This is a genomic window from Kitasatospora sp. DSM 101779 (assembly GCF_025655475.1).
In the GTDB taxonomy this organism is placed as follows: domain Bacteria; phylum Actinomycetota; class Actinomycetes; order Streptomycetales; family Streptomycetaceae; genus Kitasatospora.
In genome coordinates, this window is sequence record NZ_JAHTIK010000001.1 from 5,642,845 (window position 1) to 5,661,644 (window position 18,800).

14 protein-coding genes are annotated in these 18,800 nt (G+C 74.6%); 5 read left to right on the top strand and 9 right to left on the bottom strand.

The genetic code is table 11. From position 1 onward, the window contains the following. Positions 1-101: 101 nt before the first annotated feature. From nirD to KSNIM_RS25675, 5 genes are all read right to left on the bottom strand, one after another. Entirely contained in the window at positions 102-455 is a 354-nt protein-coding gene (gene nirD, locus KSNIM_RS25655; RefSeq protein WP_263105486.1) for a nitrite reductase small subunit NirD, read from the bottom strand. Next, positions 452-3,073: a nitrite reductase large subunit NirB gene (gene nirB, locus KSNIM_RS25660; RefSeq protein WP_263105487.1), complete on the bottom strand. Its 2,622-nt coding sequence runs from the start codon at positions 3,071-3,073 to the stop codon at positions 452-454. Before nirB ends, nirD begins: the two co-directional genes overlap by 4 nt. Beyond that, on the bottom strand, positions 3,070-4,359 hold the full coding sequence (locus KSNIM_RS25665; RefSeq protein ID WP_263105488.1) for an NAD(P)/FAD-dependent oxidoreductase: 1,290 nt from the start codon (positions 4,357-4,359) through the stop codon (positions 3,070-3,072). The genes nirB and KSNIM_RS25665 overlap by 4 nt, the downstream gene beginning before the upstream one ends. Positions 4,360-4,462: 103 nt before the next feature. After that, the gene (locus tag KSNIM_RS25670) at positions 4,463-6,229 is read right to left on the bottom strand and encodes an ABC transporter ATP-binding protein (RefSeq protein WP_263105489.1); all 1,767 of its coding nucleotides are present in this window, start codon (positions 6,227-6,229) and stop codon (positions 4,463-4,465) included. A 104-nt stretch (positions 6,230-6,333) separates the two neighbouring features. Continuing rightward, positions 6,334-8,415 (bottom strand): molybdopterin oxidoreductase family protein, encoded by a 2,082-nt coding sequence (locus KSNIM_RS25675; RefSeq protein WP_263105490.1) that lies wholly within the window; start codon positions 8,413-8,415, stop codon positions 6,334-6,336. A 204-nt stretch (positions 8,416-8,619) separates the two neighbouring features. Here KSNIM_RS25675 and KSNIM_RS25680 point away from each other — a divergent pair, with 204 nt between their 5' ends. Then, positions 8,620-9,432 (top strand): sirohydrochlorin chelatase, encoded by an 813-nt coding sequence (locus tag KSNIM_RS25680; protein WP_263105491.1) that lies wholly within the window; start codon positions 8,620-8,622, stop codon positions 9,430-9,432. A 239-nt stretch (positions 9,433-9,671) separates the two neighbouring features. Here the strand turns inward: KSNIM_RS25680 and KSNIM_RS25685 are convergent, their stop codons facing one another. Next, on the bottom strand, positions 9,672-10,967 hold the full coding sequence (locus KSNIM_RS25685) for an MFS transporter (protein WP_263105492.1): 1,296 nt from the start codon (positions 10,965-10,967) through the stop codon (positions 9,672-9,674). After that, positions 10,964-11,545, bottom strand: a complete 582-nt coding sequence (locus KSNIM_RS25690) for an ArsR/SmtB family transcription factor (protein ID WP_263105493.1) — start codon at positions 11,543-11,545, stop codon at positions 10,964-10,966. Before KSNIM_RS25690 ends, KSNIM_RS25685 begins: the two co-directional genes overlap by 4 nt. A 93-nt stretch (positions 11,546-11,638) precedes the next feature. On the opposite strand from KSNIM_RS25690, the gene KSNIM_RS25695 reads away from it, so the two are divergent. From KSNIM_RS25695 to KSNIM_RS25710, 4 genes are all read left to right on the top strand, one after another. After that, positions 11,639-12,031: a hypothetical protein gene (locus tag KSNIM_RS25695; protein WP_263105494.1), complete on the top strand. Its 393-nt coding sequence runs from the start codon at positions 11,639-11,641 to the stop codon at positions 12,029-12,031. A 48-nt stretch (positions 12,032-12,079) separates the two neighbouring features. Continuing rightward, positions 12,080-13,360, top strand: coding sequence for a deoxyguanosinetriphosphate triphosphohydrolase (locus KSNIM_RS25700; protein WP_263105495.1), 1,281 nt, complete (start codon positions 12,080-12,082; stop codon positions 13,358-13,360). Between the two features lie 36 nt (positions 13,361-13,396). Further along, positions 13,397-15,322, top strand: coding sequence for a DNA primase (gene dnaG / locus KSNIM_RS25705; protein ID WP_263105496.1), 1,926 nt, complete (start codon positions 13,397-13,399; stop codon positions 15,320-15,322). A gap of 293 nt (positions 15,323-15,615) precedes the next feature. Further along, the gene (locus KSNIM_RS25710) at positions 15,616-16,773 is read left to right on the top strand and encodes an RNA polymerase sigma factor (RefSeq protein ID WP_411543887.1); all 1,158 of its coding nucleotides are present in this window, start codon (positions 15,616-15,618) and stop codon (positions 16,771-16,773) included. A 27-nt stretch (positions 16,774-16,800) separates the two neighbouring features. On the opposite strand, the gene KSNIM_RS25715 is transcribed toward KSNIM_RS25710, so the two are convergent. Together KSNIM_RS25715 and KSNIM_RS25720 are read right to left on the bottom strand one after the other, a co-directional pair. Then, entirely contained in the window at positions 16,801-18,237 is a 1,437-nt protein-coding gene (locus KSNIM_RS25715; protein WP_263105498.1) for an FGGY family carbohydrate kinase, read from the bottom strand. 100 nt (positions 18,238-18,337) lie between these two features. Beyond that, positions 18,338-18,631, bottom strand: a complete 294-nt coding sequence (locus tag KSNIM_RS25720; RefSeq protein WP_263105499.1) for a hypothetical protein — start codon at positions 18,629-18,631, stop codon at positions 18,338-18,340. Between the last annotated feature and the right edge of the window lie 169 nt (positions 18,632-18,800).

Consider the following 18,800-nt stretch of genomic DNA (forward strand, 5'->3'; position numbering starts at 1 on the left):
CGCCCCTCGGCGGAGCACCGGCCGTCCGCGGGTCAGGGCAGGGACTGCGGACGGCCGGGGCCGATCAGGGGGCGGAGCGGCCGCGGGGCGCCCTGCGGGACTCAGACGTCGCCGAGCCGGGCGGTGTGCACCGGGATGCGGACCGTCTCGTCGTCCAGGCACTCGCCGGTCGCCAGGTCGAAGCGCTGCTTGAGGAGCGGCGAGGCGACGTACACCCGGCCGTCCGCAGTGGAGCCGACCAGGCCGCGGGAGAGCACGTACGCGCCGGTGAACGGGTCGCGGTTGGCGACCGCGTAGAGGCGGTCGGCGTGGTCGCGGAAGACGGCGGCCTGGGTGCCGTCCGGCAGCAGGACGGCGACGCCGCGGCCGGGCACGAGCCGCTCCCAGTCGCAGACGGTGGTCCAGGACCGACCGGTCAGCAGCTCGACGCGGGTGGTGGTGGCGACGGTGGTCATCGGGTCTCCAGAAGCGCGTTGTCGGGGTCGAGGGCTGCGAGCAGCTCCTCCTCGGTGGCGAGGAGCACCAGGTCGGGCTTGATCTGGTCGCGCTCGGGGGTGAACCGGATGCTCGGGTCCGGGACGCCCGGGGCGTTGACGAAGGAGACGAAGCGGCGCATCCGGTCCGGGTCGGCCAGGGTGGCGGCCCACTCGTCCTGGTAGTCGGCCACGTGGTTGGCCATCAGGGCCTCCAGGTCGGCGCAGATGCCCAGCGAGTCGTTCACCACCACGTCGCGGACGTGGTCGAGGCCGCCCTCGATGCGCTCCAGCCAGGTGGAGGTGCGCTCCAGCCGGTCGGCGGTGCGGATGTAGAACATCAGGAAGCGGTCGATCAGCCTGATCAACTGCTCGTCGTCGAGGTCCTGGGCGAGCAGGTCCGCGTGGCGCGGGGTGGCGCCGCCGTTGCCGCCGACGTACAGGTTCCAGCCGTTGGAGGTGGCGATGACGCCGAAGTCCTTGCCGCGGGCCTCGGCGCACTCGCGGGCGCAGCCGGAGACGGCCGACTTGAGCTTGTGGGGGCTGCGCAGGCCCCGGTAGCGCAGCTCCAGGTGGATCGCCATCGCGACGGAGTCCTGGACGCCGTAGCGGCACCAGGTCGAGCCGACGCAGGACTTCACGGTGCGCAGCGACTTGCCGTAGGCGTGTCCGGACTCGAAGCCGGCGGCGACCAGGCGGGACCAGATCTGCGGGAGCTGGTCGACACTGGCGCCGAAGAGGTCGATCCGCTGACCGCCGGTGATCTTGGTGTAGAGGCCGAAGTCGCGGGCGACCTCGCCGATCACGATCAGCTTCTCCGGGGTGATCTCGCCGCCGGGGATGCGCGGCACGACCGAGTAGGAGCCGTTCTTCTGCAGGTTGGCCAGGAAGTGGTCGTTGGTGTCCTGCAGCGCGGCCTGCTCGCCGTCCAGGATGTGGCCGGAGGCCTCCAGCTCGGGGGCGAGCGAGGCGATGATCGAGCCGACGGTCGGCTTGCAGACCTCGCAGCCCTCGGCGCCCTCGGGGGCGCGGCCGTGCTCGGCGAGCAGCTGCCGGTGGGTGGCGATCCGCTTGACCCGGACGATCTCGTACAGCTCGGCGCGGGTGTGCGCGAAGCAGGGGCACAGGCCCTTGTCGACCTCGACGCCGGAGGCCTCCAGCTCGTCGGTGACGATGGTGGAGAGCAGCTTGATGCAGGAGCCGCAGCCCGTGCCGGCCTTGGTGCACTTCTTGACCTCGGGCACGGTGGTGCAGGAGTGCTCGGTGACGGCCGAGCGGACCTGGCCCTTGGTGACGTTGTGGCAGTTGCAGACCACCGCGTCGTCCGGCAGCGCGGAGGAGCCGAGCGAGACGGGGGCGCCGGAGCCGGCCGGGAGGACCAGCGACTCGGCGGGGACGGGCAGCGGGTTGCCGGTTCCGGCCAGCGGCCGCAGCGAGGAGTAGGCCTCGGCGTCGCCGACCAGGATGCCGCCGAGCAGCGCGCCGTCGGCGGTCACGACGAGCTTCTTGTAGATGCCGGAGCGGGAGTCGGAGTAGACGACGTCCAGCGAGCCCTCGGTGGTGCCGAAGGCGTCGCCGAAGCTGGCCACGTCGACGCCGAGGAGCTTGAGCTTGGTCGAGAGGTCGGCGCCGGTGAACGGCTTGCAGGCCTCGTCGGCGAGCTGCTGGGCGACCGCCTGGGCCATCTCGTAGCCGGGGGCGACCAGGCCGTAGACCCGGCCGTCGACGGCGAGCGCGCACTCGCCGATGGCGAAGACGTTCTCGTCCGAGGTCTTGCAGAAGTCGTCGACGGCGATGCCGCCGCGCTCGCCGACGTCCAGGCCGCAGTCGCGGGCCAGCTGGTCGCGGGGGCGGACGCCGGCCGAGAAGATCACCAGGTCGGTCTCCAGCTCGGAGCCGTCCGTGAAGGTCATGCCACGGGCCTTGCCGTCCTCGACCACGACGGTTTTGGTGCCGACCCCGGTGTGCACGACGACGCCCATCTCCTCGATGGTGCGGCGCAGCGCCTCACCACCGCCCTCGTCCACCTGGACGGGCATCAGCCGCGGCGCGAACTCGACCACGTGGGTCTCCAGGCCGAGGCCCTTGAGCGCGCCGGCCGCCTCCAGACCGAGCAGGCCACCGCCGACCACCGCGCCGACGTTGGCGGTCGCCGCGTACGCCTCGATGGCCTCCAGGTCCTCGATGGTGCGGTAGACGAAGCAGCCCTCGGCGTCCTTGCCGTCGACCGGCGGTACGAACGGGTAGGAGCCGGTGGCGAGGACCAGCGTGTCGTAGCCGACCGTGTGGCCGGCCGCGGTGGTGACGGTCTTCGCGTCCCGGTCGATCGAGGCGACGGGGGAGGAGAGGTGCACCTCGAAACCGTGCCGGTCGGCGAAGCCCTCCTCGGCGAGCAGCAGGTCGTCGGCGGACCTGCCGGAGAAGTACGAGGTCAGGGCGACGCGGTCGTAGGCGTGCCGGGGCTCCTCGGCGAGGACGACGACCCGGTAGCGGTCGGCGGCGCCGCTGTCGGCGAGGGCTTCCAGGAAGCGGTGGCCGACCATGCCGTACCCGACCAGGACGACGGTCGGCTTGCTGGTGGTCATCGGGCTGGTGGTCATCGGGAGGGCCCTCCGGGGGTCGTGCTCTGGGTGGTGAGCAGGTGCAGCGGGTGTGCGGACAGGGCTTCGTCGCCCTCCCAGGTGCCGGCGAGGTCGCCGACGGTGCCGAGGTCGCCGAGCAGGACGCCGCCGATCAGGCGCTCGCCCCCCAGTTCGTCGCGGCGGACGATGACCTTGCGGTAGGTGCCGCGGCTGGCGTCGGCGAGCCGGACGACCCGGTCGCCGGGGCCGGCGGGCGAGGTCTCGCCGAAGGCGGCGAGGTCCAGCGGCGCCGAGTCCGGGCCGGCCAGGGTGAGCCGGGTGAGCAGCCGGCTGCCCCGGTAGGGGGCGTCCTGGCCGCACAGCAGCCGGGCCAGGTGGTCGGCCTGTGCGAGGGCGGGGCCGGCCAGGCCGTAGACGGTGCCGCGGTGCTCGGCGCAGTCGCCGACGGCGTGGACCGCGGGGTCCGAGGTGCGCAGCCGGTCGTCGACGACGATGCCGCGCCGCACCTCCAGGCCGGCCGCGGCGGCGAGGCCGGTGCGCGGCCGCACCCCGGTGGCGATGACGAGGAGTTCGGCGTCCAGTCGGAAGCCGTCGGCGAGTTCGACGCCGGTGATCCGGCGGTCCTCGGTGAGTGCGGAGCGCACCCGGCACTCGGTGTGCACCTCGACGCCGAGTTCGGCGAGGTGGGCGCGGAGCAGTCCGGCGGCCTCCTCGTCGAGATGGCGCTCCATCAGGTGCTCGCCCTGGTGGGCCAGCACCACCTGGACGCCGCGGGCGGCGAGCGCCCGGGCGGCGCTCACCCCGAGCAGTCCGCCGCCGACCACCACGGCCTGCCGGACGCCCGGCAGGTGCCGGTCGATCAGCTCGCAGTCGGCCATGGTGCGGAAGGCGAAGACGCCGGCGGGCAGTTCGTGCCTCTCGCGGCCGGTCAGAGCGTCGTCAAACAGGCCGCGCAGCGGCGGCAGCACCGGGTTGGAGCCGGTGGCGAGGACCAGGCGGTCGTACCCCACGGCGGCGCCGTCGTCGCACTGCACCACGCGGTGCTCGCGGTCGATCCGGACGGCCCGGGCGCGGCGGCACTCCACCTGCGCAGGGAGGGCCGCCAGGGCTGCGATGTCCCGGGCGTAGCGTCCGGCCAGCACCTCGGCGAGCAGCACCCGGTTGTAGGGGGTGTGCTCCTCCTCGGCGAGCAGCGTCACCCGGCGTGCGCCGTGGGCGGTGAGCTGCTGGGCGAGCCGGTGACCGGCCATGCCGCCGCCGATCACCACGATCCGCGGCTCCGCTGTGCTGTCCGTCGCTGTCATGCCCTTGAGCATGCTTCCCGGAAGTTACCCGGCCGGGGCCGCTCTGTTTCACGAGCGGAAAGTCGACCTCAGCGGCGCGCGGAGCCGGGTGTGAGCCCCCTGGTCAGGCGAGCTGGGCGGCCTGCAGCCCGGCGTACGCCCCACCGCTGCGCAGGAGTTCGGTGTGCGAGCCGATCTCGGCGATCCGGCCGTGGTGCATCACCACGATCCGGTCGGCGTTCCTGATCGTGGAGAGCCGGTGGGCCACCACGAACACCGTCCGGCCCGCGACCAGCCGGGCGAGCGCCTGCTGCACCAGTGCCTCGGAGCGGGAGTCCAGGGCGGAGGTCGCCTCGTCGAGGATCAGCACCCGCGGGTCGCGGATGAGCGCGCGGGCGATCGCGAGACGCTGCTTCTGGCCGCCGGACAGCCGGGCGCCGCGCTCGCCGACGACGGTGTCCAGGCCCTGCGGCAGCCGGTCGATGAACTCCAGCGCGTTGGCGTCCCGCAGTGCGGCCCGCACCCTCTCCTCCGGCACGTCCTTCAGGCCGTAGGTGACGTTCTCCCGGATGCTGCCCTCGAACAGGATGGACTCCTGCGGCACCACGGACAGGAACGTGCGGTAGCTGCGCAGGTCCAGCTGCTCCATGTCGGTGCCGTCCAGCAGGATCCGGCCCTCGGTCGGCCGCAGGAATCCGATCAGCAGGTTGAGCACCGTCGACTTGCCCGCGCCGGACCCGCCGACCAGCGCGATCGTCTCGCCCGGCCGCACGGTCAGGTCGAAGCCGCTCACCGAGGGCTCCTCGCCGCCCGGGTAGGTGTGCCCGACACCGCGGAACTCGATCCGCCCGGTGACCTGCGCGACCTCCGCCTTGCCGGAGTTCTCCTCCAGGTCCGGGGCCTGCAGCACCTCGCCGATCGAACGGACGGACTCCAGTCCCTTGCCGAGCTGCGGGGTCAGCGTCAGCAGGGTGGTGACCGAGCCGGTCAGGCTGGAGAAGTATGCGCTGAGCATCACCACCGCGCCCGGGCTGACGTCCAGCCAGCCGTAGTAGGCGACCAGCGCGGAGCCGGCCAGGCAGCCCACCCCGATCGCGTTGAGCAGGATCCACGCGAGCGAGCCGAAGCGGCCGTTGAGCAGGTCGAGGCGCAGCCCCGCGTCCAGCACCCGGCCGAGGGTGCGGTCCACCCGGCGCAGCGCGGTGTGCTCCAGGCCGTGCGCCCGGGTGATCGGGATCAGTGTGGTCATCTCGCCGACCCGCGACGACAGTTGCTCGACCTCCTGCCGGAAGGACTCGTTCTGGCTGCGCAGCCGCTCCCGGAGCCGGACGACCAGCAGCGCCGCCGCCGGCACGATCACCACGAACACCGGCAGGAAGGCCGGGGTCTGCACGCCGATGACGACCAGGCCGCCGGTGAGGGTGGCGATCGCGGCGAGACCGTTGTCGGCGGTCTGCTGCGAGGCGTTCTCGATGCCCTCGACGTCGCGGATCACCTTGGCCTGCAGCACGCCGGCGCTGACCCGCGAGTGGTAGCCGATGGACAGCTGCTGCATCCGGTGGCAGAGCGCCGAGCGCAGCCGGGTGCCCGTCCGCCGGATCGAGCCGTGCATCCAGTGCACGTACAGCAGGTGCAGCGGCAGGTTGAGCAGCAGGATCACCAGCAGCACCGCGGAGTTCCACCACAGCACGGAGACCGGCCGGTGCCGGACGACCACGTCCACGATGTTCGCGGTGATCAGCGGCAGCAGCCAGACCGGGGCGTGCTTGGCGAAGAACACGACGACGGCCAGGGCGACGCGCCGCCGGTCGGGCCGGAAGAGGTAGAGGAGGGTGCGGACGGGGTGCTCGCCGCGGTAGCGGTGGCTGAGCGGCCCGTGGGGCAGCGCCATGGACGGTTCCCGGGGGAGGAGTTCGGTGCGGGGGCGGCACCATCCTGGCAGCCCGGTGCCGCGCTGCGGCTGGCCGGAACCGGACAGCCGCCCGGCCCCTCCGGTCAGCCGCCGCCCTCGCACCGCTCCAGCCGCACCGCGCACGCCTTGAACTCCGGCATCCGGGACACCGGGTCGAGTGCCGGGTTGGTGTGCACGTTCGCATTGGCCGCGCCCGGCCAGTGGAACGGCATGAACACCGTGTCCGGACGGATCGCCGTGGTGAGCCGCGCGGGGGTGACGGTCCGTCCGCGTCGGCTCACCACGGCCACCTGCTCGCCGTCGCGCACCCCGAGCCGCTCGGCGAGCCTTGGGTGCAGTTCGACGAACGCACCGGGCGCGGCCGCGTTCAGCTCGGCCACCCGGCGGGTCTGCGCACCGGACTGGTACTGCGCCAGCACCCGGCCGGTGGTCAGGCGCACCGGGTACTCCTCGTCCGGCTCCTCACCCGCCGGACGGTGGTGCACCGCGGTGAACCTGGCCCGACCGTCCGGCGTCGCGAACCGGTCGAGGAACAGCCTCGGGGTGCCCGGGTGGTCCGCCGACGGGCACGGCCAGAACACCCCCTGCTCGGCCTCGATCCGCTCGTAGCTGATCCCCGCGTAGTCCGCGGGGCCGCCGGCCGACGCCCGGCGCAGCTCGTCGAACGCCTTCTCGGGTTCGGTCGGGAAGCCCTCCCCGTGGCCGAGCCGCCCGGCCAGCGCGTGCAGCACCTCCAGGTCGCTGCGCACCCCCGCCGGAGCCTCGACCGCCTTGCGGCGCAGGATCACCCGGCCCTCCAGGTTGGTCATCGTGCCGGTCTCCTCCGCCCACTGGGTGACCGGCAGCACCACGTCCGCCAGCGCCGCCGTCTCGGAGAGCACCACGTCGCTGACGGCCAGGAAGTCCAGCGACCGCAGCCGTTCGGCCACGTGCGCCGAACGCGGCGCCGACACCACCGGGTTGGAGCCGGCCAGCAGCAGTGCCCGCACGTCCGTGCCGAGCGAGTCCAGCAGCTCGTAGGCGCTGCGCCCCGGCCCCGGCAGCGAGTCCGGGTCGACGCCCCACACCGCGGCGACGTGCGCGCGGGCCGCCGGGTCGTCCAGCTTGCGGTAGCCGGGCAGCTGGTCGGCCTTCTGGCCGTGCTCGCGGCCGCCCTGGCCGTTGCCCTGGCCGGTGAGGCAGCCGTACCCGGCGTACGGCCGGCCGGCGTTGCCGGTGGCCAGGCACAGGTTGATCCAGGCGCTGACCGTGTCGGTGCCCTTGGCCTGCTGCTCGGGGCCGCGGGCGGTCAGCACCATGCCGGTCTGCGCGTCGCAGAACATCCGCACCGCCTCGCGCAGGTGCGGCAGCGGCACCCCCGTCACCGACTCGACGTGCTCCGGCCAGTGCGCCATCGCGGCCGCGCGGGTCTGTGCCCAGCCGCTGGTCCGCTCGGCGACGAACGCCTCGTCGGTGCGGCCCTCGGCGACCACCAGGTGCAGCATGCCGAGTGCCAGCGCCAGGTCGGTGCCGGGCCGCGGGGCGAGGTGCAGGTCGGCGAGTTCGGCCGTCCGGGTGCGCCGCGGGTCGACGACGATCAGCTTCCCGCCGTTCTCCTGCAGCTCGCGCAGGTAGCGGACGAACGGCGGCATGGTCTCGGCCGGGTTCCCGCCGACCAGGATCACACAGCCCGCCCGGGGGATGTCCTCGACCGGGAAGGGCAGCCCGCGGTCCAGGCCGAACGCCCGGATGCCGCCGGCCGCCGCGGAGGACATGCAGAACCGGCCGTTGTAGTCGATCGCCGAGGTGCCGAGCACCACCCGCGCGAACTTGCCCAGCAGGTACGCCTTCTCGTTGGTGAGCCCGCCGCCTCCGAACACCCCGACGGCGTCCCTGCCGTGGGCGGCGGCGGTGGCCGTCACCGCCCCGGCGATCCGGTCCAGCGCCTCGTCCCAGGAGGCCGGACGCAGCTCGCCGCCGGTGCGCACCAGCGGGGTGGTCAGCCGGGTGCCGGGGGCGAGCACCGCGGCGGCGTTCGTACCCTTGCCGCAGAGTGCCCCCCGGTTCACCGGGAAGCCGGGCCGCTCCACCACGGCGACCGGGACGGGCCCGTCCGTGCGGCGCAGCCCCATTCCGCACTGCAGCGCACAGTACGGGCAGTGGGTGTCGGTGGCGGCATCGTTCATGCCCACCACCGTGCTACGGCGCTGTTTCGCCGCCGCGGCCCGCAGGTTACGGCCCCCGCACACCGCCCTCACCGGCCGCCGGACCGGCTGTGAGGCGGGTGCCCGCGCCCCTCACCAGCTCCTCCGGCGGCCGGTGAGGCCCGGGAAACCACTCGTGACCACCGGGCAACGGCGGGGAAACAGCCGTGGGTGACGCTGGACGGTATGACGCCGATCCCCACGCTCGTCGCCGCCTCCACCGCGTCCGCCGCCCCCGCGGCCGTCCGGGCCGCCGTCCCGCCGCGGCCGGTGCGGGTCCTGCACGCGGCCCGCCGCCCCGCCCTGGTCCTGGTCGCGCACGGCTCCCGGGACCCCGCCGCCGGAGCGGAGATCGCCCGCCTCGTGGACCGGCTGCGCGCCGCCAGACCCGAACTCGACGTCCGGCTCGGCCACCTCGGCCTCAACGCGCCGCTGCTCCCCGACGTCCTCGACAGCCTCGGCGGACCGGCCGTCCTCGTCCCGCTGCTGCTGAGCCGCGGCCACCACGCCAAGGTCGACGTCCCCGCCGCGCTCGCCGCAGCCCCGCAGGTCACCGGCGCGGTCGCCGCCCCGCTCGGCCCGCACCCGCTGCTCGCCGAGGCCCTGGCCGCCCGGCTCGCCGAGGCCGGCTGGCGCCGCGGCGCCGACGGGCGGGACGCCGTGGTGCTCGCCGCCTCCGGCTCCCGCGACCCGGCGGCCGCCCTCGACACCGCCGAACAGGCCCGGCTCCTCGCACTCCGTCTCGGCGTGCCCGTCCACCCCGGGTACGTCGCCGCCGGCGGCCCGAGCGTGGCCGAGACCGTCGCCCGCCTCAGCGCCGAGGGCCGTCGCCCCGCGGTGGCCGGCTACTTCACCGCCCCCGGCGACTTCGCCCGGCTCGCCGCCGCCGCCGGCGCCCCTGTCGCCGCCGCCCCGTTGGGCGCCCACGACGCGGTCGTCCGCCTCGTCCTGGACCGCTACCGGGCCGGCGTCCCGGGGCTGCTCCCCATCGCGGCCTGACCGGAGCGCCCGCCTGCAAGGGCTCGCCCATCAGGCGCGCGGGGAACCGCGCGACCCGGCCACCCGCGAGGCGAACCGTCACCTCCCACCCCCACCACCCCGTTGCCCCTCCCGACCGATCGGGTGCTGCCTCAGGGGCGCGGGGACCTGCGCGACCGGCCGAGCCCGCGCAGCCCGCCCGCTCAGACCTCCACCACCCCGACCTCCGGCGCCCGATGCGGCGGTGGTCCCTTCCCGCGTCAGCGGGCCGCGCACCGCTCCTGACCCGGGCTCCCCGCCACCACGGCGCCCCGCACCCGTGCGGGCAGGTCCCGGCAGCGCCGTACCGGCGACCACCAGAGGATCAGCCCGGCCAGCGGCACCCCGGCCGTCATGATCCACATCGCCGGCCGCAGGCCGAGTTCGGTGCCGAGGAGCCCGGCGAGCACCGCACCCACCGGAATCGCCCCGAAGTTGAGCACCGAGCTGCTCGCACTGAGCCGCCCGAGCAGCTCCGGCGGGCAGTACTGCTGCTGGAACGTCGACTTGACGACATTTCCGGCGACCACCCCGGCGGACACCGCGAACGCGCCGACCAGGTAGCACGCCAGCCCTGCGCCCGGCGTGGTGAGCGGCACCAGCAGCGTCAGCAGCGGCAGGCCGATCTCGAACACCAGCATGGCCCGGGCGGTGCCGATCGCGGCGGCCACCCGCCGGGCGACGGCCGCGCCGGCGATGCCGCCCACCGATCCGACCGCCACCAGGCTGCCGACCGCGCCGGGCGGCAGGTGCACCTCGCGGACGAGGAAGACCACCAGGATCGACTGGAAGCCGGTGAGGGCGAGGTTGGCGGCGGCGCCCCACAGCGTCAGGGTCCGGAACCACACGTCGCCGAAGACCAGCCCGAGTCCGTCGCGGACCTCGCGCGGGAGCGAGCGCTCGCGGGCCGGCGGCAGGATCTCCCGGTGCCTGATCCGTGCGGTGCACCACAGCGAGAACACGAAGGTCGCGGCGTTGGCGACCAGGCCGCCGACCGGTCCGGCGAGTTGGGAGATCAGGCCGCCGGAGCCGAGTCCGGCGATGCCGGCGGCGGAGGCGCTGCCGTGCAGTTTGGCGTTGCCCTCGGCCTGGTCCGCCGGGTCGAGCAGGCCGGGCAGGTAGGCGGTGTACGCGGTCTGGAAGAAGACGCCGGCGGTGCCGGTGCCGACCGCGACGGCGAGTAACTGGGCCAGGGTGAGCGCGCCGGCCGCGGCGGCCGCCGGCACGGTGAGCAGCAGCGCCAGCGAGGCGGCCGAGGAGGCCAGCATGACCGGTCGGCGCGGCATCCGGTCCACCCAGACGCCGACCGGGAGGCCGAGGACCAGCCAGGGCAGCCAGCCGGCGGCGCCGAGCAGCGCGACCTGGAAGGTCGTGGCGTGCAGCGCGGTGACGGCGATCAGCGGCATCGCGAGTCCGGTGACGGCGGAGCCGAAGCGGTTGGCGGTCTCGCCGCCCCAGAGCAGGCGGAAGTCGCGGTGGCGGCGGAGCAGTCCGCCGCGGCGGCCGGCGGCACTCATGCGGCACCGCCCTCGGCCCGCGGGACGGCCTGGATCTGCACGACGACGGGGCGGGCCAGCGGATCGGGTCCGGCGTCGGGGTCGGTGGCGTAGCGGGCCACCACCTGCGACAACTCCTCGCTCAGTGCCCGGAGCTGGTCGGGGGTCAGGACGAGGCTGTTCCAGTCGCTGATGGAGCCGGTACCGCGCCACTCGCCCGTCCACTCGGCGGCCAGCGAGTCGGCGACCCGCCGGAACTGCCCGCGCAGCATCTCCTGGAGGTAGACCGCGGCGGCGTCGCGTGCCTCGGGGTCGTCGGCGAAGTCGGTGGTGCTGAGCACGTTCCTGCCGCGGACGCGGCGCCACCACCGCTCCCGGCGGGTGCCGCGCCCGGTGTCCTCCTCGATGAAGCCGTGCTCGGCGAGCAGGCGCAGGTGCCAGCTGATGGTGCCGGTGCTCTCGCCGAGGCGCTCGGAGAGCCGGGCGGAGGTGGCGGGGCCCTCGGCGGAGAGGGCGTCGAGGATGCGGACCCTCAGCGGGTGGGCGAGGGCGCGCAGGCTGCGGGCGTCGATCCGACGCTGGTTCTCGGGTGCGGTCATGGCTCCACCGTACAATGCAGAGGAGTCTCTGCAAAGGGTTCTCTGCAACATTGGACGATGCGTCATCCCCCACCGCCGTACGAGAGTTGGCCCATGGCCTACCCCGCAGGCGCCGACGCCCTCTCCGCCGGAGGCCCCGCCGCCTCCGCCCGGCTCCCCGACGCCCTGCGCTTCCTCACCGAACTCGTCGCAGGGGTCGCCGCCCCCTGGGCCCTCGCCGGCGTCCCGCTCAGGCTCTCCGCCGCCGCGCTCCTCGTGCTGATCGGCCCGCCGACCCTCCTCGCCACTCCCGGCGACAAGAAACAGGTGCTCGTCCCCGTCCCCGGGTACGTCACCGTCGGCCTGGTCCTGCTCCAGCCCGCCGCGGTCGCCGGCGCCTGGGCGGTCTGGCCCTCCCGGGCCGCCGTCCCGGTGACCGTCCTCGCCGCCGCCTGCCCGGTCACCGAACGGCCCCGATGGCGCCGACTCCTGGCCGCCCGGCCGTAGCGCGGCGCATCCCTGGATGTCGGTCAGCGGGCGTACCGTGACGGGTATATGGACGACACCACGCCGTACGACCCCAACGCCGAGGCCCGCTGGGTGCCCGAGCCGGACAAGCGCCCCGGCCGCACCGCCTTCCAGCGCGACCGCGCGCGGGTGCTCCACTCCGCCGCGATCCGCCGGCTCGCCGGCACCACCCAGGTGGTCGCCCCGCTGCAGAGCGACTTCCCGCGGACGAGACTGACCCACTCCCTGGAGTGCGCCCAGGTCGGCCGCGAGCTCGGTGCCGCCCTCGGATGCGACCCGGACCTGGTCGAGACCGGCTGCCTCGCCCACGACATCGGCCACCCGCCGTTCGGCCACACCGGCGAGGAGGCCCTCGACCAGGCCGCCCGCGAGTGCGGCGGCTTCGAGGGCAACGCCCAGTCGCTGCGCATCCTCACCCGCCTCGAACCCAAGCGCTTCGCCCCGGCCGACGAGAGCCCGACCCGGCTCGCCCCCCGGCCCGGCCGCAGCGTCGGCCTCAACCTCACCCGCGCCGCACTCGACGCCGCCACCAAGTACCCGTGGGCACGCGGCCGGCACCCCGCGGACCCGTCCTCCACCAAGTACGGCGTGTACGGCGACGACCTGCCGGTCTTCCGCTGGATGCGGGCCGGCACACCGGACGGCCGCAAGTGCTTCGAGGCCACCGTGATGGACTGGTCCGACGACGTCGCCTACTCCACCCACGACGTCGAGGACGGCCTCCAGGCCGGCCACATCGACCCGGACGCGCTGCGCTCCGCCGAGGAGCGCGCCGAACTCTTCAAGATCGCCGAGCGGTACGCCCCCGACGCCGCCCCCGCCGAGCTCGCCGAGGCCCTCGACCGCCTCCAGGCGCAGGAGTGGTGGCCGCGCAGCTACGACGGCAGCGCCCGCGCCCGGGCCGGACTGAAGGACCTCACCTCCCAGCTCATCGGCCGGTTCTGCCTGGCCGCCGAGCAGGCCACCCGGGCCCGCTACGGCCCCGGCCGGCTCACCCGGTACGGCGCCGAGCTGGTCGTCCCGCGCCCCGTCCGGCTGGAGTGCGCGGTGCTCAAGGCCGTCGCCGTCCGCTACGTGATGCAGCGCGACGAGCAGGCCCAGCTCCGCTCCCGGCAGCGGATCGTCATCGCCGAGCTCGCCGACGCCCTCACCCGTAGCGCCCCGCACGGCCTCGACCCGGTCTTCGCCGCCGTTCACGAGGAGGCCGAGGACGACCGGGCCGCGCTGCGTGCCGTGATCGACCAGATCGCCACCCTCACCGACGCCTCCGCCCTCGCCCTGCACGCCCGGCTGATCCGGCACCGCTGACCCCTCCGTTCCCGCCCGGTCGCCTACACTTCACGGGTGGCCGGGCGGATCAGGGACGAGGACGTGCAGGCGGTGCGCAGCGCACTGCCGATCGACGCCGTCGTCGGCGACTACGTGCAGCTCGTCAACGGTGGCGGTGCGCAGCTGAAGGGCGTCTGCCCCTTCCACGACGAGAAGTCCGCCTCCTTCTACGTCCACCCCGGCAAGGGCGTCTTCAACTGCTTCGGCTGCGGCGAGGCCGGCGACACCATCTCCTTCCTGATGAAGATCGAGCACTGCTCGTTCGCCGAGGCCGTCGAGCGGATGGCCGCCCAGGCCGGCATCACCCTGCGCTACGAGGAGGGCGGCTACTCGCCGCGCCACCAGCAGGGCGAGCGGACCCGCCTGGTCGAGGCCCACAAGGCGGCCGCCGCCTGGTACGAGGAGCAGCTCGCCTCCCCGGAGGCCGAGATCGGCCGCCGCTTCCTCGCCGAGCGCGGCTTCGACGAGACCGCCGCCAAGCGCTTCGGCGTGGGCTACGCCCCGGCCGGCTGGGAGCACCTCGTCCGGTACCTGCGCGGCAAGGGCTTCAGCGACAAGGAGATCCTGCTGGGCGGGCTGGCCTCCAAGGGCCAGCGCGGCGGCCTGATCGACCGCTTCCGCGGCCGGCTGGTCTGGCCGATCCGGGACACCGCGGGCGAGGTCATCGGCTTCGGCGCCCGCCGGCTGCGCGAGGACGACAACGGACCCAAGTACCTCAACACCCCCGAGACCCCGCTCTACAAGAAGTCCCAGGTGCTGTACGGCATCGACCTGGCCCGCAAGGAGATCGCCAAGTCCGGCCGGGCCGTGGTCGTCGAGGGCTACACCGATGTGATGGCCTGCCACCTCGCGGGCGTGGAGACCGCGGTGGCCACCTGCGGCACCTCCTTCGGCGAGGAGCACATCAAGGTCATCCGCCGCTTCCTGATGGACACCTCCCACACCGCCAATGGTCTGGGGCGGGGCGAGACCGTCTTCACCTTCGACGGCGACGCCGCCGGGCAGAAGGCCGCCCTGCGCGCCTTCGAGGACGACCAGAAGTTCGCCGCCCGCACCTCGATCGCCATCACCCCCGGCGGCATGGACCCGTGCGAACTGCGCCTCGCCAAGGGCGACGACGCCGTCCGCGAACTGATCGAGAACCCCGTCCCGCTCTTCGAGTTCGCACTCCGCCAGGCCGTCGCCCGGCACCGGGTGGACACCGCCGAGGGCCGCGCCGTCGCGCTGGAGGAGGCCTCGCGGATCATCGTCCGGATCAAGGACCGCTCCATCCAGCACGAGTACGCCGTCCAGCTGGCCGGCATGCTCGGCATCCTCGACGAGCAGTTCGTCGTCCGCCGGATCGGCCAGCTCGCCCGCTGGCAGCGCGAGAACCAGCAGAACGGCCAGACCCGACCGGGGGCCCGCCGCGCCGAGGCCGCGCCGCAGCCCGTCCGCCCGCCCACGCCCTCCTACCGGCTGAACCCGCGCGACCCGGCCCAGTTCGTCGAGCGTGAGCTGCTCAAACTCGCCCTCCAGCACCCGGAGTTGGTCAGCCCCGCGTTCGACCAGTACGGCGAGGACGAGTTCCCGACCCCGCCCTACCAGGCCGTTCGCCGGGCGATCGGCCAGGCCGGCGGCACGGCGTACGGCGCCGCGCTGCCCGACTTCACCGGCACCGTCCGCGAGGCCTGCCCCGACGACGAGGTGCGCCGCCTCGTCCTGGAACTGACCGTCGAGCCCATCCGCTCCCGCCGGAAGGCCGACCAGGTCTACGCGGGCGAGTTCCTGGTCAAGCTCCGACTGCAGGCCGTCGACCGGCGCGTGGCCGAGGCCCGCGCCCACCTCCAGCGGCTCGGCAGCCGCGCCTCCGCCGAGGAGGTCAACGCCGTCCAGAGCGAGCTGTACGCCCTCCAGCAGTACGGCCACCAGCTGCGCTCCCGCGGCGCCGCGGCGCTCTAGGACGGTCCTGCGAGGCACACGGGCCAACCACTCGGGGGCGCGTGGGGGCCACCGCCCGGCCGAAGGCCGGGGGGAGAACTGCGCAACTCTGATCCGGCCCGCATCGCAGATCATGACCGGCCCGTCGCTGCCATGAGGCCCGCACCCGGACTGCGCAGTTCCCCGCGCCCCTGACGGGTTGCCCTCGCTGTCCGTACATCTTCTCGGCCCCGCGTGTGGCGCGGCCCACACTCCTGGGTATCCCAGTCCCGTGTGGCGCGGCGTCCCCCAGCTGCCGCGCGCGGCCCGAAGGGATTCCCGTGGAGCTAGCAGCAGCCCGTCGGCCCCAGGCCGTCGTCCGCGACGACGGCACCGTGCACGACCGCGCCGCCGGCCCGCCGGACACCCAGGGCCGGGTGCCCCCGCAGGCCGGCCCGCCCGGCGTTGAGGACGGCCCCCACGCGCCCGGCCCGGCCGCCGCGGTGGTCGAGCAGGAGGCCGAGGAGTCCGACACCGCGGCCCGCCTCCCGGCGCTCGACGACGCCACCGGCCCCTCCGCCGACCTGCTCCGCCAGTACCTGCGCGAGATCGGCCGGATCCGGTTGCTCACCGCCGAGGAGGAGGTCGAGCTGGCCCGCCGCATCGAGGCCGGCCTGTTCGCCGAGGAGGCCCTCGACCGCGCCGCCGCCGACGGCGAACCGCTGGACGGCACCCTCGCCGGCGACCTCGACCGCCTGGTGGTGATCGGACGGATCGCCAAGCGCCGCCTGATCGAGGCCAACCTCCGCCTGGTGGTGTCGGTCGCCAAGCGGTACGTCGGCCGCGGCCTGACCCTGCTCGACCTCGTCCAGGAGGGCAATCTCGGCCTGATCCGCGCGGTCGAGAAGTTCGACTACGCCCGCGGCTACAAGTTCTCGACCTACGCGACCTGGTGGATCCGCCAGGCGATGAGCCGGGCACTCGCCGACCAGGCGCGCACCATCCGCGTCCCGGTGCACGTGGTGGAGCAGATCAACCGGGTGCTGCGGGTGCAGCGCACCATGCTGCAGGAGCAGGGCAGGGAGCCCACCGCGGCCGAGGTCGGGCTGGCGGTGCAACTGCCCGAGGAGCGCGTCCGCGAGGTGCTGCGGCTCGCCCAGGAGCCGGTCTCGCTGCACACCCCGGTCGGCGAGGAGGACGACGTCGCGCTCGGCGACCTGATCGAGGACGCCGACGCCGCGTCGCCCGCGGAGAGCGCCGCCCTGCTGCTGCTCCGCGAGCACCTGGACGCCGTGCTCGCCACCCTCGGCGAGCGGGAGCGCCAGGTCGCCCGGCTGCGCTACGGCCTGGACGACGGCCGGCCGCGCACCCTGGAGGAGATCGGCGCGCTGTTCGGCGTCACCCGGGAACGCATCCGGCAGATCGAGTCCAAGGCCCTCGGCAAGCTCCGCGCGCACGCCTACGCCGAGCAGCTCCGCGCCTACCTCGACTGACCGCCACGGCCCCGGCCGCCTGGGCGTTCAGCCGGCCGCCGTCTCCGGGTGGATCTGCTCGCGGACGGCCTTGAACTGCTGGCGCACCGCCGTGCCGATCGGCAGGTCCTGGTCCGGGTCAGGGGTCAGCACGACCACCTCCGGCAGCTCCCACTCCGGGGGCTCCGGGGTGCCGGCCAGCGCCCACGCGGCCTGCCGGGCGGCGCCCCTCGCCGCGTGCGCGCCGGGCGGCGGGATCAGCACCGGCACGCCGAACAGCTGCCGGGCCACCTCCCGCACGGCCGGCAGCCGCCCGACCGCGCCGAGCAGGAACACCCGGCCGACGGCGACACCGTTCGCGCGCAGCACGTCCACCGCTTCGGCGACGTTGCAGAGCATGCCCTCGACGGCGGCCCTGGCCAGGTGCTGAGGGCCCATCGACTCGGCCCGAAGGCCCGTCAGGGTGCCGGCCGCGTGCGGCAGCTTCGGGGTGCGCTCGCCGTCCAGGTACGGCAGCAGCACCAGGCCGTACGCGCCGGGCGAGGACTGCAGCGCGAGGTCGCTGAGCGCCTCCAGGTCGCAGCCGAGCATCGCGGCGGTCGACCGCAGCACCTGCGCCGCGTTGAGGGTGCCGGCCATCGGCAGGTGGCGGCCGGTGGCGTCGGCGAACGAGGAGACGGCGCCGGTGACGTCGACCACGGCGTGCTCGTGCACGGCGAAGACGGTGCCGTTGCCGCCGAGCGAGACGACCGCGTCGCCGGGGCGCAGCCCGAGGCCGAGCGCGGCGGCCATGTTGTCGCCGGTGCCGGCCGAGATCAGCAGGCCCTCGGGGGTGTGTCCGGCGGCCTCGGCCGGGCCGAGCACGTCCGGGACCTGCAGTTCGTGGCCGAGCGCGAGCTTGATCAGGTCCTGCCGGTACTCGCCGGTGACGGGCGACCAGTAGCCGGTCCCGGAGGCGTCGCCCCGGTCGGTGGTGCGCCGCCTGGGGTGGCCGAGCAGCTGCCAGACCAGCCAGTCGTGCGGCAGCAGCACCTCGGCGATCCGCTTGGCCGAGACCGGCTCGAACTCGGCCAGCCAGCGCAGCTTGGCGATCGTGTACGTGGGGGAGGGCACCGAGCCGATGGCCTCCACCCACGGGGCCGGGCCGCCGAGCGCGTCGATGAGCGAGGCGGCGGCACCGGCCGAGCGTGGGTCGTTCCACAGCAGTGCGGGCCGGACGAGCACACCGCCGGCGTCCAGCCCGATCAGGCCGTGCTGCTGGGCCGAGACGCCGATCGCGGTGACGCCCTCCAGCAGGCCGCCGGTGGCCGCGTCGCCGAGCGAGTGCAGCCAGGTCTGCGGGTCCACCTCGGTGCCGCGGGCGTCGGCCCCCTCCGGGAGCGGGTGCGGTGCCTTGCCGTCCCGGAGGACGGCGCCGGTCTCGGCGTCGCACGCGACGATCCTGGTGCGAGTGGTGGAGCTGTCGATGCCCGCAACGATGGCCATGATGGGATCATGCCTCAGCGGGCGGCCCGATCGCGGCCCGCCGCGTCAAGTGTTGCCCAGTCGGTACAGGATCCGCGGAGGTCCGGTGTCCGCCCGTGCGCTACGGGCGGACGGTGCCCCAACTGTCGTCGGTCGCGTGGTTGCGCTGGAAGGCGGAGACCCGGTCGGTGACGGCGTTCGGCAGCTTGTCGCCGACCTTGTCCGCGACCGCGCCGGCCGCCTTGCCGGCCACCGCTCCCGCCTGCTGCTTGGCCTTGCCCGCGGCGTCCTGGACCTTCGGATTCTGCGAGACCTTCTGGGCGGTCCGGACGATCTGCTCGTACCGCTGCCGGCCCGCCTTGGCGCCGAGGACGTAGCCGACCCCGACCCCCACGATGAACGTGACCTTCCACATGCTCTGCTCTCCGCCCTTCCACACGGTCGTCTGCCGCGTTGCGCCTACCCGTCGTGCCCGGCGGCGAACCGCCCCGTCGGCAGCCGCCCGCGGGGCGGGGGCGCCGCCGTGGCACCAGCATCCCCGGCGGGGCGGACGGCCGCGCGCGGGGCGCGCCGGGCGGGGCGGG